Here is a 15226-nt window from a genome sequence, read left to right as displayed (position 1 = left end):
CCGTCCGCCTCGGGGTTGTTACCGATGTAGAGGTTCAGTCCCCCCTGCGAGGAGATCAGCACCCGATCGTGGCCCACCACGGCATTGCGGATGCTCACTGGGGCGATGAGCAGCGCCGTCGCGAGCACCAGCGCCGCCACGGGCACCACCGCCCGGCGCAGGCCCAGGCGAACGGCCAGGTACACGACCAGCATGGGCAGGAAAGCGAGGATGTTTGGGCGGGTGATGGCAAACAGGCCCAGGAGGAGGCCCGCCACGACCCAGGGCCGGCGAGACGCCGGCACTGGGCGATCGTTGGGGGCAGCGGAGGCTGCTGTTGGCTGCGACATCCTGCTCTCCAGCGCCCCCGCCAACGCCAGCAGCAGCGCCGTCCCCAAGAGCGTCTCCAGCACCGGCAGCAGCAACTCACCGTCGAAGTAGATCAGGGGCCCGTACGCCGCCGCCCCCAGGCCCGCCACGCGCCCGACGCCGCGCCCCCCGACGCGCCAGCCCAGGAGGCACGTCAGCGCGCACGTGAGCGCTCCCAGCGCGAACTGCACGACACGCGCCGCCACGGGGTTCGGGCCGAAGACGGCGTACAGCCCCCCGAGGCAGTACGGGTAGAGGGGCGCGCGGAAGAAGACCTCGCGCCCCAGCCAGTCGCCGGCGGCAAGCCGCCGCGCCCACTGGTCGTGATAGGCGGCATCCATGAGGGGCTGGGCGAACGTGGGGTTGGTCTGCAGGCCATGCAGGTAGATCAGGCGCAGGGCGAGGGCCAGGACGAAGACGAGGCCGGCCATGGCGAGGGCTGAGTTGGCGAGGCGCCGGGGCATGTGCATGGTCTTCGCGCGCGCACGGCAGACTGCTATTCGGCCAGTAACGCCTTCAGTTCCTTGATCTCGTCGCGCAGCTCCGCGGCGCGCTCGAAGTCCAACTCCGCCGCCGCCTCGTGCATTTCGCTCTCCAGCGCCGCGATGACCTCCTCGAGGTCCTCCGCCCGTAGCTTCTTGGCTGCGTCCTCGCCAATGAACCGCCGCGCCGCCTCCTGCACTTCCTGCGTCGCCCGGATCGTGTCGCGCACGGCCTTGTGGATGCTCTGTGGCACGATGCCGTGCTCTTCGTTGTACTTCCGCTGCTTCTTGCGGCGGCGCTCCACCTCACTGATGGCCGCCCGCATGGCCTCGGTCTTCGTGTCGGCATACATGATGACCCGGCCCTCGACATGGCGCGAGGCCCGGCCCATGGTCTGCACCAGCGACGTCTCCGACCGCAGGAAGCCCTCCTTGTCGGCATCGAGGATCGCCACGAGCGACACTTCCGGCAGGTCCAGCCCCTCGCGCAACAGGTTGATCCCGACCAGCACGTCGTACTCGCCCAGCCGCAAGTTGCGCAGCAGCTCGTGGCGGTCCAGGGTCTCGATGTCGGAGTGCAGGTAGTGTACGCGGATGCCCAACTCGGCCAGGTAGTCCGTGAGGTCTTCGGCCATGCGCTTGGTCAGCGTCGTGACCAGCACGCGCTGCTCGTTCTCCACGCGCTTACGGATCTCAGCGACGAGGTCGTCTATCTGCCCCTGCGTGGGCCGGATCTCGACCTCGGGGTCGAGCAGGCCGGTGGGCCGCACGACGCACTCGACGATCTGGGTAGCCCGCGCCAGCTCGTACGGCCCGGGCGTGGCCGACATGTACACGACCTGCCCGATCCGCTCTTCCCATTCGCGGAAGGTCAGGGGGCGGTTGTCGAACGCCGAGGGCAGGCGGAAGCCGAAGTTGACCAGGCTCTCCTTGCGCGAGCGGTCGCCCTCGTACATGGCCCGCAGTTGCGGGATCGTCTGGTGCGACTCGTCCACGATGACCAGGAAGTCCTGCGGGAAGTAGTCGAGCAGCGTGAAGGGCGACTGCCCCGCCTCGCGGCCGTCCAGGTGGCGCGAGTAGTTCTCGATCCCCGAGCAGTAGCCGATCTCGCGGATCATCTCCATGTCGTAGCGTGTCCGCTGTTCGAGCCGCTGGGCTTCCAGCAGCTTGTTCTCGCGGTGGAACAGCGCCAGGCGCTCCTGCAGCTCCGCCTCGATGGTCTGCAGCGCCCCTTCGAGGCGCTCGCGCGAGGCGACGAAGTGCGTGGCCGGGTAGATGGTGATGTGGTCGCGGCCTTCGAGTATCTCCCCGGTGAGTTGGTCCACCAGGCAGATGCGCTCCACCTCGTCGCCGAACAGCTCCAGGCGCACGATCACGTCCTGATCCACGGGGTGGACCTCGATGACGTCGCCGCGCACGCGGAAGGTGCCCCGGTCCAGACCGATGTCATTGCGCGAGAACTGCATCCGCACGAGTTGGCGCAGCATCTCGTCCCGGTCTACTTCCTGCCCCACCCGCACCGCCAGCACGATCTCCTCGTACTGCTCGGGCGAGCCGAGCCCGAAGATGCACGAGACGCTGGCGACGACGATGGTGTCGCGCCGCTCGCGCAGTGACTGCGTGGCCGAGTGCCGCAGCCGGTCAATCTCCTCGTTGATCTGCGAGTCCTTCTCGATGTAGGTGTCGGTCTGGGGCAGGTACGCTTCGGGCTGGTAGTAGTCGTAGTAGGAGACGAAATACTCGCAGGCGTTGTTCGGGAAGAACTCCTTGAACTCCATGGCGAGCTGACCGGCCAGGGTCTTGTTGTGCGCCAGCACGAGTGTCGGCCGCTGCACGCGCTCGATCACGTTGGCGATCATGTAGGTCTTGCCCGAGCCGGTGACGCCGAGCAGGATCTGCTCCTTGTCGCCGCGCTGCAAGCCAGCCGTGAGGCCCTCAATGGCCGCGGGCTGGTCGCCCTTGGGTTCGTAGTCGGAGATGATCTGGAACTGGGGCATGTGGGTTGACAGTTCGGAGTTGAGAGTTGGGAGTGAACGGCAGGCCCCCTCAGCGGCGCGCACTGGCCGGGAGACCAGTTGTGCATTATACCACACAAACAAATGTTTGATACAGCCGTCACCACAGAAAACAGGGGCGCGCCGATCTTCCGGCGCGCCCCGTCATTCCGTTCTTCCGTTCTTCTGTTTTCGCCGTTCGCCGTTAGTAGTCCATCCCGCCGGGGCCGCCGGGCGGCATGGGCGGCTCGGGCTCGGGGATGTCGGCGACCAGTGTCTCGGTGGTCAGGACCAGCGAGCCGATGCTGGCGGCGTTCTCCAGGGCTGAGCGCACGACCTTGACCGGGTCAATGATGCCGGCCTTGAGCATGTCGCCATACTCCTCGGTCGCCGCGTCAAAGCCGTACTTGGCGGACTTGTGACCCAGCACCTTCTCGGCCACGACGGCGCCGTTGAGGCCCGCATTCTCGGCGATGCGCTTCAGCGGCTCCTGGGCCGCCTTCTTGACGATGGCGATACCCGTGGCCTCGTCGCCGGCCTCCGCCTCGAGTTCGAGAGCGGCCGCGGCGCGCAGTAGCGCGACGCCGCCACCGGGGACGATGCCCTCTTCCAGCGCCGACCGCGCGGACGACAGGGCGTCCTCGTAGCGGTGCTTGAGTTCCTTCAGTTCGGTCTCGGTGGCCGCGCCGACCTTGATGACTGCCACGCCGCCGGCGAGCTTCGCCAGGCGCTCTTCGAGCTTCTCGCGGTCGTAGTTGCTGTCGGTGGTCTCGATCTCCTTGCGGATCTGGCCGATGCGCGCGGCGATCTCTTCCTGGCTGCCGCCGCCCTGCACGATCGTGGTCTCGTCCTTGCCGATCGCGACGCGCTCGGCGGTGCCGAGGTCAGTCAGCTCCACGTTCTCGAGCTTGATGCCGAGGTCCTCGGAGATGAACTGGCCGCCGGTCAGGATGGCGATGTCTTCCAGGTTGCGCTTGCGGCGGTCGCCAAAGCCGGGGGCCTTGACGGCGCAGGCCTGGATGGTGCCCCGCATCTTGTTGACGACGAGGGTGGCCAGAGCTTCGGCCTCGACGTCCTCGGCGATGATGAGCATGGGCCGGCCGGCGCCCGCGACCTTCTCCAGCACGGGGACGAGGTCGGCGGCGGAGGAGATCTTCTTCTCATACAGCAGGATGAAGGGCTTCTCCAGCACGGCCTGCATGCTGTCGCCCTCGGTCACGAAGTACGGGGAGATGTAGCCCTTGTCGAACTGCATGCCCTCGACGACCTCGACCTCGGTGCGCCCGACCTTGGACTCCTCGACGGTGATGACGCCGTCCTTGCCCACCTTGTCCATGGCGTCGGCGATGAGCTCGCCGATCTCGTGGTCGTTGCCGGCGATGCCCGCCACGTTGGCCACAGCGTCGCGGCCTTCGAGCGGCTCGGACATCTTGCGGATCTCTTCGACCATGGCGGTGGTGGCGCGCTCGATGCCGCGCTTGATGAGCATCGGGTTGGCGCCGGCGGCGACGTTGCGCAGCCCGGCCTGGACGATGGCGCGGGCCAGCACGGTGGCGGTGGTGGTGCCATCGCCGGTGTCGTCATTGGTCTTGGAGGCGACTTCCTTGCACAACTGGGCGCCCATGTTCTCGTAGCGGTCGTCCAGTTCGACTTCCTTGGCGACGGTCACGCCATCCTTGGTGATGGTGGGGCCGCCCCACTTCTTGGCGATGACGACATTGCGGCCCTTGGGGCCGAGAGTGACGGCGACCGCGTCGGCGACCTTGTCCACGCCGCTCTGCAGCGCCCGCCGTGCCTCCTCGCTGAAGGCGAGTTGCTTGGCCATTATGTGTAGACCTCCCGTTGATTTCGCGTGCTTAGGCCTTCACGGCCAGGATGCTGCCCTCATCAATGAGCAGGTAGTCGGTGCCCTCGTACGAGATCTCCGTGCCGCCGTACTCGCTGTAGACGACGGTGTCGCCGACCTTGACGGTCATGACCTTGCGGTCGCCCTTGTCGTTGACCTTGCCCGGTCCGACAGCAATGACTTCACCCTCGCGGGGCTTCTCCTGGGCCTTCTCGGGCAGGATGATCCCGCCGGCGCTCTTCTCCTCGGCTTCCAGCGGCTTGACGAGCACACGGTCACCCAATGGTTGAAGCATAGGCTACGCACCACCTTGAAATGGAAAGGCTCCGGAGCGGGGTTGGGCTCCGGGCCGTACAGGATTCGGCCTGCTTCCGGCCGAGCGGACATACCATCCGCGGGTGTCTGAGAGAATTAGCACTCGATAGAGTAGAGTGCTAACGAGGGCATTATACCAGCGGGGGCGCAAATGTCAATATGGGAGCCACGCACCGGCCCTATGGGTCCGACACCGCGGGCCTCAGACGTACACGAAGGCACTGCCGGGGGCGATCAAAGCTGCCTCGGCCGCTGCCTCCCCCGCCTGCGACATCAGCGTGCCGACCTCTAGCGGCCCGCTTTTCTCCCACCCGCTCACCCCGAGGCTGAAGGACACGATGCCGGCGATGGCCCCATCGGCGCCCAGCGCCTCGGCGATGCGCCCGGCGGCGATCAGCGCGGGGCGGGGACCGGTGCCGTGGAAGAAGACGGCATACGTGCGCTTGCCGACCCGGCCCACGATATCCGATCGGCGCACATTCGCCACGATATGAGACCCTATCCGGCGATGCAGATCGCCTGGGATCTCGCCCAGCACCCGCATGGCCTTCAACTCCACGACGGCCAGGGACAGTTCGCTCTGGTAGCGCCGGGAGCGGTCCACCTCCCGCTCGATGGCGTCCATGAAGTAGGGCCAGCTATACATGCCGCTCTCCACGTCAATCATGCCCCGGGTCGTGTCCGGGTCCACCAGGCTCATGGAACGCAGGTACGGCGCGGCGTACTGCACCATCATCGGCAGACGGTCCCACGCGGGGGTGGGGGTCGCTTCGTCGGCGGCCGCCAGGTTGGCGGCCCGAATGATGACACCCGTCTGGTCCCCGGTGGGCAGGTGCGTGTCACGATACTCGGCCAGCTCGCCGGTGTGTGCGGGCTGCTGGGGGGCGAGGCACACCACTCGTTGCGCCGCCTGCGACCAGTCGGGCATGAGCAGATCGCCCTCACAGGGCAGTGCCGAGGCCGAGGCTACGAAGTGCGCCAGTTGGCTGGCGGCGCAGTCCGGGTCCACCGGGGCCTCGGTGCACAGGTACACCTCCGGTACGTCGCAGCGGGTCACCGCCATGGCCCACAGGTCCAGGCCGCACGGCATCCCGTCCTCGGCGAGCGCGCACAGCACCTCGAGGGGCGTGTGCGCCTGGGGCAGCATGTCTGGCAGCCGTGACGTCTCGGCCGCACGGACCGCAGCAGTGCTTGCGTCAATCCCCATCGTTGGACACCTCATCACCGGCAGCGATCGCCTCTGGCGTACCAGCATCATCGGCCCGCGCTCTGCAGCCTGAAGACCCCGCCGCGCACCATGCCGTAACCGATGCGCAACGCCTGGTAACACCCGAGAAGGAGTCGCGGTGAGGGTCGGCGAAGGGGCGTGGCAGTCACGTCGCAGGAGCGGGCCCATGCACAAGCCTACCGAACGGCTCGAGTGCCCCAAGTGTGGCGAGATGGTTCAGCACGAGGACCTGACCTGTCCGCACTGCCGGGCGCCGCTGGAGACCGTGCTGGTCAAGCGCGCGACGCGCGGCCGCCGCTACGTCTACGGCAAGCGCAAGGCCGGCTTGTCCCCAGAGGTCATCTGGCTGCTCATTGTCATCCTGATCGGCTTGCTCATCATCGTGGGCGCCCAGCTCTTTGCGTTCATGCGCTCCCGCAAGCTGGTCGAGCGCCCTCATCCTGCCGCGCGCGTGACCATGGTCCTCCCCGCCCGCACAGGCGAATCGTCCTGCGGGGGAGCGGATGACAGCGGCAACTTGCCACGCTATCACCAGATGTCCGCCGGCAGGGCCGACAGCGCCTCGGCAGTAGCCGACACGACCGCCCGGAAAGGCACACGACATGGAGTTCGCCTACGGCACCTATGCCATGCCCACCGTCCCCCTGGAGGAAGCGCTTCCCGGCCTGGCGGCACTGGGATATAGGGGCGTCGAGATCTGCATCGGCCCCAACCGCGACCGGGGCGACCTGGGCGACTTCGACGGGCCACGCCGGGCACATCTGCGACAACTAGTCGCCGACTCTGGCCTGCGCCTCCCTGCCCTCTTCATGCTCGGCTCGATCTTCACCCCCGACGATGACGCCCATCGAGTCAACCTGCAGCGCGCTGCCACGGCGGCGCAACTGGCGCGTGACCTGGGCATGGGCGAGCCCCCCGTCCTCGCGATCGGCTTCGGCGCCGGCCGCGACCAGTGGGAGCAGGTCCGGGGACGCATGCTGGACCTGTTGGGCGACTACGCCGCCCTGGCCGGGGAGCACGACTTCATCCTCGCCGGCGAAGCCCACACCGGCGCTGCCGTCAACTGCTCCGACCGTATCACCTGGCTGCTGGACACCGTCGGTAGCGCGCGCTTACGCCTGCACTTCGACATCGTCCATCTCTTCCTGGCCGGCGAGGGCATCACCGAGGCCGTCCAGCGCCTCCTGCCCTACACCGCCCACACACACGTCACCGACGCCGTCCGCCACGACGATGGCAGCTTCGCCCTCGTCCTGCCAGGGACGGGACAGCTCGACCTGGTCGAGTACGTCGCCGCCATGCACCAGTACGGCTGGCGCGAGGTCATCACACTCGAGATCAGCACGATGGTCTGGTCGAAGCCGGAGTATGACGTCTGGGGCGCGGCGCGGCACTGCTATGGTGTGATGCAAGCCGCGGCCGAGGCGGCTGGAGTGTAGGTGATGTTGTGGGGCGGGGGCTCGTACCCCGCCCCGCGTGGCACGATGCAGACGGCAGGGCGGGGTACAAGCCCCCGCCCTACAGGAGACACCCAATGCAGAAAGTCCTGCTCGTCATCGGCGAGGCCGCGGAAGTCACGGACACGCTCTACCCGTACTACCGCGTCCAGGAGGACGGCTACCAGTGCTGGGTGGCCGCCCCCCAGAAGCGCGTCTACCACCTCGTCCAGCACGACAAACCGGCCGACTGGGACATCACCCAGGAGTCCAAAGGCTACAACTTCGCCGCTGACATCGCCTTCCGCGACATCCGCGAGGAGGAATACGTCGGGCTCATCCTCTCGGGCGGTCGGGCCCCTGAGTACATCCGCTACGACGAGGACCTGATGCGCATCACGCGCCACTTCGCCACCGCGGGCAAGCCCATCGCGGTGGTCTGCCACGGCATCGAGATCGTGGCCAAGGCCGGCGTCATCCGGGGCAAGCGGGTGACCACCGTCGCCAAGTGCGCCTACGACGCCGAGGTCTGCGGCGCCACCTATGTGGACGAGCCGTGCGTGGTGGATGGCAACATCGTCAGCGCCCGCACGTTCCACGACAACGCGCCGTGGATGCGGGAGTTCATGAAGCAACTGAACGCCTTCCGGGATGGCAAGGCCTGATGGAACCAATCAACCTGCTCCTCGTCGGCTGTGGCATGATGGGCGCGCGCCACGTGCGCGGCCTGGGGGAATTGCAGCGCGTCTGGCCGGGCCATGTGCGCCTGACCGCGGTCTGCGACCGGCGGCTGGACTTGGCCGAGAAGGTTGCGGCCGAGGCCGAGCAACTCCTCGGGGCCCGGCCGGTCGTCTACACCGACCTGGCGCAGGCGCTGCGCGACCAGCCTGACCTGCAAGCCGCCGATGTCGTCACCGATCCACGCTCCCACGATGGGCTGGTGGTCGGCCTGCTGGAGGCCGGTCTGGACGTCTTGTGCGAGAAGCCCCTGGCCATTACCGTGGCGCGCGGGCAGCGCATGGTCGAGGCAGCCGCGAGTCACGGACGCGTCCTGGCCACAGCCGAGAACAACCGCCACGACCCGATCAACCGCCTCGCCAGGGCCTGCATCAGGGACGGGCTCATCGGCCACCCGAGCTTCGCTCTGCAGCTCGCCATCGGCTCGGCATACACGATCATCGGCACCGCCTGGCGCCACAAACTCGCGGCGGGCGGTGTGCTGCTGGACGTGGGCATCCACGCCCTCTACATCCTCGAGAGCCTCATGGGGCCGGTGGCCACGGTGGCCGGCGAGGCCCAACTGGTGCACTTCCTGCGCGCCGGCAAGGAGTACGACGGCACCGAAGTGACCGTGGACGTGGACGCCGAGGACGCCTGCACGGCCGCCCTGGCCTTCGAGAGCGGCGCGCAGGGCCACCTGACCATCAGCTTCGCCAGCCCCGGCCACACGTTTGGCCAGCGCACGATCTTCGGCACCGCCGGCACGCTCAACCTGCCCGGCGACCGTACCGGCGCCCCGCTGACGCTCTCCCGTGAGCGCAACGAGGTGCCTGCCGACAAGATGCTGGAACTCACGCCGTCCTACCAGCTCAACGAGATCGAGACGCAGTTGTTCGGCGACCGCCCGTCGCAGTACTCCTTCCCCTACCCCGAGACCGACCGCAAGCTGCTGGCGGCGGAGTTCTACAGCTTCGCCCGGGCCGTGGCCCGCGAAGCTCCGCCCGAAGCCGACGGCGCCCAGGGCCTCCGCGCCCTGGCTGTCACGCAAGCCATCCTCGAGTCGGCGACCGCCGGACGCAAAGTCACGGTCGCGGAGGTGCTGGACGGATCCCTGCACCGATATCAGGACCGCATCGAAACGGCGATGTAGCGGCGCGATTCATCGCGCCCGTTGGCCCTGCGACGCATCTGGCGACACCCGGCGCGATGAATCGCGCCACTACACAATCGGAACCATACCCGTAGGAGGGCATGACAGATGATAAAGTCCATCAGTTACTGGTCGTTCCCGGGCGGCATGAAGCTCAAGGACCGCATGAAGCTGGCCAAGGCGTCCGGCTTTGAGGCCATTGAGTTGACGCTGGAGGGCCCCGACGCCGAGATCAACATGAAGACGACGGCGGCCGAGATCAAGGCCATCAAGCAGATGGCCGACAAGATCGGTCTGCAGACGCCCACCTTCGCCACCGGCCTGTACTGGTCGCAGCCGATGGTCCTCGACGGCGGCAAGATCAACAAGGTCGGCCTGGACATCTGCAAGAAGTCGCTGCAACTGGCCAAGGCCATCGGCGCCACGACAGCCCTGACCATCCCCTGCACGGTCACGCCTGATCTGCCCTACGATGTGGCCTGGGAGAAGAGCCTGGAGGTCATCAAGAAGATGGTGCCCGAGGCCGAGAAGACCGGGGTCACCATTGGCATCGAGTATGTCTGGAACAAGTTCCTGCTGTCGCCCCTGGAGTTCCGCAACTTTGTGGACGCGTGCGGCAGCCCGATGGTCAAGGCGTACTTCGACGTGGGCAACGTCCTGGCCAGCGGCTATCCGGACCAGTGGATCCGTATCCTGGGCGACCGCATCAGCGCGGTGCACTTCAAGGACTTCAAGCGCAGCATCGCCGATCTGGACGGCTTCGTGGACCTGCTGGAGGGCGACGTGCCGTGGGACGCGGTGATGAAAGCCCTCAAGGCCATCAAGTACAAGGGTGCGGTCACGGCCGAGATGATGCCGCCGTACCAGTACTTCCCGGAGTACCTGCTCCAGGCCACCAGCGGCGCGATGGACAAGATCCTGAGCCTGTAGGGGGCCGCGATGGGGCCACGGCGGGATGAGGCGATGGCGCGATGGGGAGATGGGCAGATGACGGGGTGGCGCGCCGTTGAGCGCCGGAGGCGCGGCCCAATCTAGGCGGGGGCGGGAGCCCCCGTCACGGGGCGCCCCTCCCCCACCTCTTGACGTTTGGGAATGTCTGACCCGGAAGGTGATCGCAATGGCGCAATTCGAGTATCAGGTCGTGGAACAGGGCGGGGCGAAGGTAGGGCACTTCAACGAGCGGATCGCGGAGATGGTGGCCAAGGGCTTCGACTGCATCGGCATCACCGGCACCGCGCCGCAGGTGAGCGTCCTGATGCGCCGCCCGGCTCAGACGGCGCCGGCGCAGGTCGCGCAGGCCCCGGCGGCACAGGCCGCCCCGCGTCCGGCGGCCCCCCAGCCGCAGCCCGTCGGCGCGCCACGTCAGTAAGCTTGGCAGGCGGTCGCGAGGATGGGGTCTGTCCCCGGTGGGTTGCCGCAGGCAATCCGCCGGGGGCTGACCCCATTGCCACTTGGCCCTGCAGGATGGGGACAGCCCCCTGCGGGGACAGTCCCCTCTGCTACATCCCCTGCCGCCCCTGCGTCCGCAGCAGGTACAGGAAGAACGGGCATCCCAACGCACTGGTAATGATCCCGAGGGGCAGCTCCGTCGGCGCCAGGACCGTCCGGGCCAGCGTGTCGGCCAGGACCATCAGCAGCGCCCCCAGCAGCGCCGATACCGGCACCAGAGTGCGGTGATCCGGCCCCACCAGCAGCCGCGTCACATGCGGCACCACCAGCCCAACGAAGGCGATGATGCCGCTGACGGCCACAGCCGCCGCCGCCAGCAGTGACGCCAGCGCCAGCAGTAGTCGCTTGGCTAGCTGCAGGTTCAACCCCAGGCTCGCCGCCGCTTCATCCCCCAGCAGCAGCAGGTTCAGCGCCCGCACCGCCACCAGCGCACAGGCCAACCCCACCACTGCCGCCGGCAGGATCGTGCCCACGGCGGGCCAGCTCCGCCCGCTCAGCCCCCCCAGCAGCCAGAAGAGCACCGTCCGCAGGTCCTCGTCCATCACCATCATCAGGAAGGACGTGAGGGCCGAGATCAGCGAGCCGACGGCAATGCCGGTCAGCAGCAGCGTGCCCGTCTGCACCCGCCCGCCCCGCTGGGCCAGCGCGTAGACTACGAACACCACCAACAGGGCGCCGACGAAGGCCAGGCCAGGGACCGAGACCGCCGCCACTGCGGCGAGACCGCCCAACATCATCGCTGCCACCGCCCCCAACGCCGCCCCCGAGGACACGCCCAGGATGTACGGATCGGCCAGCGAGTTGTGAAACAGCGCCTGCATGATCGCGCCCGACAGCGCCAGGCAGACGCCTACGAGCACTGCCAGCAGCAGCCGGGGCAGGCGCAGGTCCAGCACGACCGTGTGGGCCTCATCGGCCGGCACAGGCGCCCCGGTCAGCACCCCGCGCGCCCCGTCCGCCAGCGCCCGCATGACCTCCGATGGCGACTGGTGTGCCACCCCGATGCCCAGGGACAAGACACTCGCGGCCAGCAGCAGCACTGCCAGCAGCACGATCAGCACCGCGACGCGACGCCGCCGCGCGGGAGAGATCATGGTGCGTCCCCCCCGGCGCCACTGAGCACAATCTGCGGCCTCCCGGAGAGCGGGTTGGGGTTGACCGGCGCCCGCAGGCCGTACACGCGCTCCACGATGTCGCTGGTCACGACAGCCTCCGGCGGGCCGTCGGCCACGATCTGCCCGGCCTGCAGCATCACCAGCCGGTCGCAGAACTCCGCCGCCAGGTTCACATCGTGCGACACCCACAGCACGGTGATCGCGTGCTCGCGGTTCAGTTGCCGCAGCAGGCGCGCGATGTCGAGTTGGTGGTTCAGGTCCAGGTGCGCGGTAGGCTCGTCGAGCAGGAGCAGTTGCGGCTCCTGCGCCAGCGCCCGGGCGATGATGACCCGCTGCAGCTCACCCCCGCTCAGCTCCGTCGCCAGCCGCTCCTGTAGATCGAGGCAGTCGGTCTGCCGCAGCGCCTCGTGGATGACCGCGAAGTCACGCTGCCCGGCGGCCCCGAGCAGTCCCAGGTGCGGGTGGCGGCCCATGGCGACGACATCGAAGACGGAGAAAGCGAAGGGGAGAGCGACGGACTGGGGCACCAGCGCCACCCGCCGTGCGCGCTCGCGGGCGCCGTACTGTGCCAGGTTCCGCCCCGCCAGCGCCACCGTGCCGTGTGAGGCCCCCAGCAGCCCGGCGATGACCCGCAGGAGCGTGCTCTTCCCCGACCCGTTCGGCCCCAGCAGGCCCACCAGTTGCCCCACCGGGATCTCCAGGTCCAGCCCGCGCAGCACTTCCCGCACGTCGTAGGACGCGCTCAGGTGCTGCAGCCGGAGCAGGGGGCCGGGGGCGTCGGTCATGGCGCGAACAGCTCCGGGTGCAGTTGCCGGGCCAGCTCGCGGAACCCCAGCACCAGCCTCGGCCCGGGGATGCTGATGTAGTCCACGTTGACGACGACGACGCGACCGTTCTTGACCGCCGCCACACTGCGCCAGGCGGCGCTGGCCCGCAGACGCTTGAGCTGTCCGTCCACGGTCACGGTCTGGCCATTGTCATTGCTGGGGAAGATCACGACCTGCGGGTCGGCTGCCACGACGGCCTCCTCGGACAGGGCGCCGAAGGGCTTCTGCAGGCCCGACACTTCACTCGCCCCGCACGCTTCGAGCATCTCGCGCTGGAAGCTGCCGGGGCCGCCCACAAACAGCGGCTGCAGAGACAATACGAGCAGCGCGCGAGGGCGCTGGTCGGCGCGCAGGGGCTGCGTCTTGGCCGTGATTTCCTGCCGCACATGCCGCAGCTCACCGCCGAGCTTGCGCCCGGCCTCGGGCACGCCGCACACCTGCGCGATGCTCTCCATGCTGGCGATGACCTGCCCGTAGCTGGTCTGGTCCACGGCCATGACCGCCAGGCCGAACTTCCGCAGGCCGTCCATGAAGCCTGTCGGGGTGCCGCGCGTGGCAAGTACGATGTCCGGCCGGAGCGACACGATCTTCTCCTGGCTGGCGTTCACATACCCCCCGATCTTCTCCTTGCGCAGCGCCTCGGGCGGGTACAGGCAGAACTCGGTGACGCCGACCAGCCGCTCACCCAGGCCCAGGGCGAAGATGATCTCGGTGAGGCTGGGGGCCAGGCTGATGATGCGCTGCGGGGGGCGCGGCAGCGTGACCTGCTGGCCGAGCGCGTCGGTCACGGTCAGGGGGAAGCCGGACGAGGCCTGGGGCCCCGGGGTGCCGACCGGCGCGGGCGGCGGGGACTGCCTCGTGCAGCCTGAGACAGCCACAACCGCTGCGGCGACCATCAGCACGGTGAAGCGCTTGCGTATCATACGGCTCCTGTAAGCACAAAAGACCGCCGGGGAGATCGGCGGACGATCTCAGGGCAGTCTCACAAAGCAGCCGCCATTCCCGCCCTCGAGGAATGACTGGGTTACGCCAGATGGTATCCCGGCTTTCGGATCATCCTACCGGCCACGCCTTCCCGGGCGGTTGCCCGGTGGCCTGCGTTCGGCCATGCCGACCGCGGTGTGGCTTTCGTCCCCGATCACGGTTGCGGGGCAGCGCTGGACTTGCACCAGCTTCCCGATGTGATGTCAGCGGCGATTGTAGCCTCCCCCGCCGCCACCGTCAAGCGGCGCAACACAACCACCTCCCCGGCACAGGTCAAACCACGTCGCCGGACGAACTACCGTCTGTGGGGCGATGGCAGCCCGAAGCTGCCTCCCGGAAGCAGGTGCGATGATGCACACGCGGATTGGCCTGCGGTCATGTCGCCGGGCTGTGGCAATCCTACTGGCCCTCCTCGGCGGGGCGGCCCTCAGCCTGGCCCAGTCCGAGACCGAGCCGGCCACCTACCCCGCCACCCCGGAGGAGCTCCTGGCGCGGCTGAAGCCGCTGCCGGCCCGCCTGAAGGGCTGGACGATGGCTCCGGACTCGCAGACTGCGGCGGGACAGGCCGCCTCAGCACTGCTGCCGCCGGAGGTGGCTCCCGTCGTCCTGAGCTACCGCTTCGACTGGGGAGTGCGCCTCCAGCTCATCCCGGAGACGCCGCACGACCCCGTCGTGGTCGAGGTGCTCCGGTTCGCCGATCCGCTGGATGCCTTCGGCGCCTTCGCCCACTTCCGCACCCCGACCTCGGAGGCGGCCAACCTGAAGGCCATCTCCTACTGGACGGGCACTCAGCATCACGTGTGGCGCGACACCTTCTACGTGCGGACGACCCCGCCGCCCACCGCCACCCCGGCGCGGGCCACCGCTGAGGCTGCCGCCGAGGCCGTCATGAGCGTCCTGCCCCTCCCCGGCCCCCTGCCGCTGATGATGCGCCTGATGCCCGAGGCCCGGCAAGTCACCAACTCCCTGCGCTACTACCGGCGCGACCTGCTCGCGAACCCGGCGTTGGGGGATGGCCTGGTGGCCGACTACCTCGAGAACGGCACGCAACTGCAGTTGGCGCTGCTCCGGTATGGCACCGACGAGGCGGCGCGCCAGGCGTACCGTGAGGTGGCCGCCCTGCTGGCCCCGGGCGGCGGCGGCACGCCATTGGCCTTGCTCGGCCGGCAGGCCCAGACCATCACCTCCGAGCAGTTCGGCCTGACCTACCTGGTGCAGGAGAGCCGCTATCTCATTCTGGCCCTTGGTGTCCACGACCCCGACACCGCCGAAGGCCTCTTGCGCATCACGGCCACGAGCATCCGGATTGTGAGGTAGGGATTGGGGATTGGG

Annotated in this window: 14 protein-coding genes and 1 riboswitch; of the genes, 7 read left to right on the top strand and 7 right to left on the bottom strand. The window is 68.3% G+C overall.

Features of this window, described 5'->3' with window-relative positions:
- Positions 1-844 precede the first annotated feature (844 nt).
- The 4 genes from uvrB to LLH23_16205 form a co-directional block, all read right to left on the bottom strand.
- Positions 845-2827, bottom strand: coding sequence for an excinuclease ABC subunit UvrB (gene uvrB, locus LLH23_16220; GenBank protein ID MCE5240007.1), 1983 nt, complete (start codon positions 2825-2827; stop codon positions 845-847).
- Positions 2828-3029: 202 nt separating this feature from the next.
- Positions 3030-4649, bottom strand: a complete 1620-nt coding sequence (gene groL / locus LLH23_16215) for a chaperonin GroEL (protein ID MCE5240006.1) — start codon at positions 4647-4649, stop codon at positions 3030-3032.
- A gap of 31 nt (positions 4650-4680) precedes the next feature.
- On the bottom strand, positions 4681-4965 hold the full coding sequence (gene groES / locus LLH23_16210; GenBank protein ID MCE5240005.1) for a co-chaperone GroES: 285 nt from the start codon (positions 4963-4965) through the stop codon (positions 4681-4683).
- Between the two features lie 222 nt (positions 4966-5187).
- Positions 5188-6192, bottom strand: a complete 1005-nt coding sequence (locus LLH23_16205; protein ID MCE5240004.1) for a hypothetical protein — start codon at positions 6190-6192, stop codon at positions 5188-5190.
- Positions 6193-6379: 187 nt separating this feature from the next.
- On the opposite strand from LLH23_16205, the gene LLH23_16200 reads away from it, so the two are divergent.
- The 6 genes from LLH23_16200 to LLH23_16175 all read left to right on the top strand — a co-directional run bounded on the left by LLH23_16200 (position 6380) and on the right by LLH23_16175 (position 10888).
- Positions 6380-6898 (top strand): hypothetical protein, encoded by a 519-nt coding sequence (locus LLH23_16200; GenBank protein ID MCE5240003.1) that lies wholly within the window; start codon positions 6380-6382, stop codon positions 6896-6898.
- Entirely contained in the window at positions 6816-7652 is an 837-nt protein-coding gene (locus LLH23_16195; protein MCE5240002.1) for a sugar phosphate isomerase/epimerase, read from the top strand. The genes LLH23_16200 and LLH23_16195 overlap by 83 nt, the downstream gene beginning before the upstream one ends.
- Before the next feature lie 95 nt (positions 7653-7747).
- On the top strand, positions 7748-8314 hold the full coding sequence (locus LLH23_16190) for a DJ-1/PfpI family protein (GenBank protein MCE5240001.1): 567 nt from the start codon (positions 7748-7750) through the stop codon (positions 8312-8314).
- Entirely contained in the window at positions 8314-9519 is a 1206-nt protein-coding gene (locus LLH23_16185; GenBank protein MCE5240000.1) for a Gfo/Idh/MocA family oxidoreductase, read from the top strand. The genes LLH23_16190 and LLH23_16185 overlap by 1 nt, the downstream gene beginning before the upstream one ends.
- A gap of 108 nt (positions 9520-9627) precedes the next feature.
- Entirely contained in the window at positions 9628-10449 is an 822-nt protein-coding gene (locus LLH23_16180; protein MCE5239999.1) for a sugar phosphate isomerase/epimerase, read from the top strand.
- Positions 10450-10636: 187 nt separating this feature from the next.
- Positions 10637-10888, top strand: a complete 252-nt coding sequence (locus LLH23_16175; protein MCE5239998.1) for a hypothetical protein — start codon at positions 10637-10639, stop codon at positions 10886-10888.
- Positions 10889-11018: 130 nt separating this feature from the next.
- Here the strand turns inward: LLH23_16175 and LLH23_16170 are convergent, their stop codons facing one another.
- Genes LLH23_16170 through LLH23_16160 form a run of 3 tightly spaced genes read right to left on the bottom strand, consistent with a single transcriptional unit; the run spans position 11019 to position 13833 of the window.
- Positions 11019-12062, bottom strand: a complete 1044-nt coding sequence (locus LLH23_16170; protein ID MCE5239997.1) for an iron ABC transporter permease — start codon at positions 12060-12062, stop codon at positions 11019-11021.
- A complete protein-coding gene (locus LLH23_16165; protein MCE5239996.1) occupies positions 12059-12868 on the bottom strand; it encodes a heme ABC transporter ATP-binding protein in 810 nt (269 codons plus the stop codon). Before LLH23_16165 ends, LLH23_16170 begins: the two co-directional genes overlap by 4 nt.
- Positions 12865-13833 (bottom strand): ABC transporter substrate-binding protein, encoded by a 969-nt coding sequence (locus tag LLH23_16160; protein ID MCE5239995.1) that lies wholly within the window; start codon positions 13831-13833, stop codon positions 12865-12867. The genes LLH23_16165 and LLH23_16160 overlap by 4 nt, the downstream gene beginning before the upstream one ends.
- 90 nt (positions 13834-13923) lie before the next feature.
- Positions 13924-14136, bottom strand: a riboswitch (cobalamin riboswitch).
- 148 nt (positions 14137-14284) lie between these two features.
- Between LLH23_16160 and LLH23_16155 the strand changes: the two genes are divergently transcribed.
- Positions 14285-15211, top strand: a complete 927-nt coding sequence (locus LLH23_16155) for a hypothetical protein (protein ID MCE5239994.1) — start codon at positions 14285-14287, stop codon at positions 15209-15211.
- Positions 15212-15226: the final 15 nt, after the last annotated feature.

Source organism: bacterium, from assembly GCA_021372615.1.
Classification (GTDB): Bacteria; Armatimonadota; Zipacnadia; order Zipacnadales; family UBA11051; genus JAJFUB01.
Note: the sequence above shows the minus strand (reverse complement) of the source record. Positions and strands in the feature narration are given on the sequence as shown.

Coding starts and splice junctions, on each gene's coding strand:
- groL (MCE5240006.1), bottom strand. CDS start 4,649: ATGGCCAAGCAACTCGCCTTCAGCGAGGAGGCACGGCGGGCGCTGCAG.
- LLH23_16195 (MCE5240002.1), top strand. CDS start 6,816: ATGGAGTTCGCCTACGGCACCTATGCCATGCCCACCGTCCCCCTGGAG.
- LLH23_16185 (MCE5240000.1), top strand. CDS start 8,314: ATGGAACCAATCAACCTGCTCCTCGTCGGCTGTGGCATGATGGGCGCG.
- LLH23_16170 (MCE5239997.1), bottom strand. CDS start 12,062: ATGATCTCTCCCGCGCGGCGGCGTCGCGTCGCGGTGCTGATCGTGCTG.
- LLH23_16205 (MCE5240004.1), bottom strand. CDS start 6,192: ATGGGGATTGACGCAAGCACTGCTGCGGTCCGTGCGGCCGAGACGTCA.
- LLH23_16175 (MCE5239998.1), top strand. CDS start 10,637: ATGGCGCAATTCGAGTATCAGGTCGTGGAACAGGGCGGGGCGAAGGTA.
- groES (MCE5240005.1), bottom strand. CDS start 4,965: ATGCTTCAACCATTGGGTGACCGTGTGCTCGTCAAGCCGCTGGAAGCC.
- LLH23_16180 (MCE5239999.1), top strand. CDS start 9,628: ATGATAAAGTCCATCAGTTACTGGTCGTTCCCGGGCGGCATGAAGCTC.
- LLH23_16190 (MCE5240001.1), top strand. CDS start 7,748: ATGCAGAAAGTCCTGCTCGTCATCGGCGAGGCCGCGGAAGTCACGGAC.
- LLH23_16160 (MCE5239995.1), bottom strand. CDS start 13,833: ATGATACGCAAGCGCTTCACCGTGCTGATGGTCGCCGCAGCGGTTGTG.
- LLH23_16200 (MCE5240003.1), top strand. CDS start 6,380: ATGCACAAGCCTACCGAACGGCTCGAGTGCCCCAAGTGTGGCGAGATG.
- LLH23_16165 (MCE5239996.1), bottom strand. CDS start 12,868: ATGACCGACGCCCCCGGCCCCCTGCTCCGGCTGCAGCACCTGAGCGCG.
- uvrB (MCE5240007.1), bottom strand. CDS start 2,827: ATGCCCCAGTTCCAGATCATCTCCGACTACGAACCCAAGGGCGACCAG.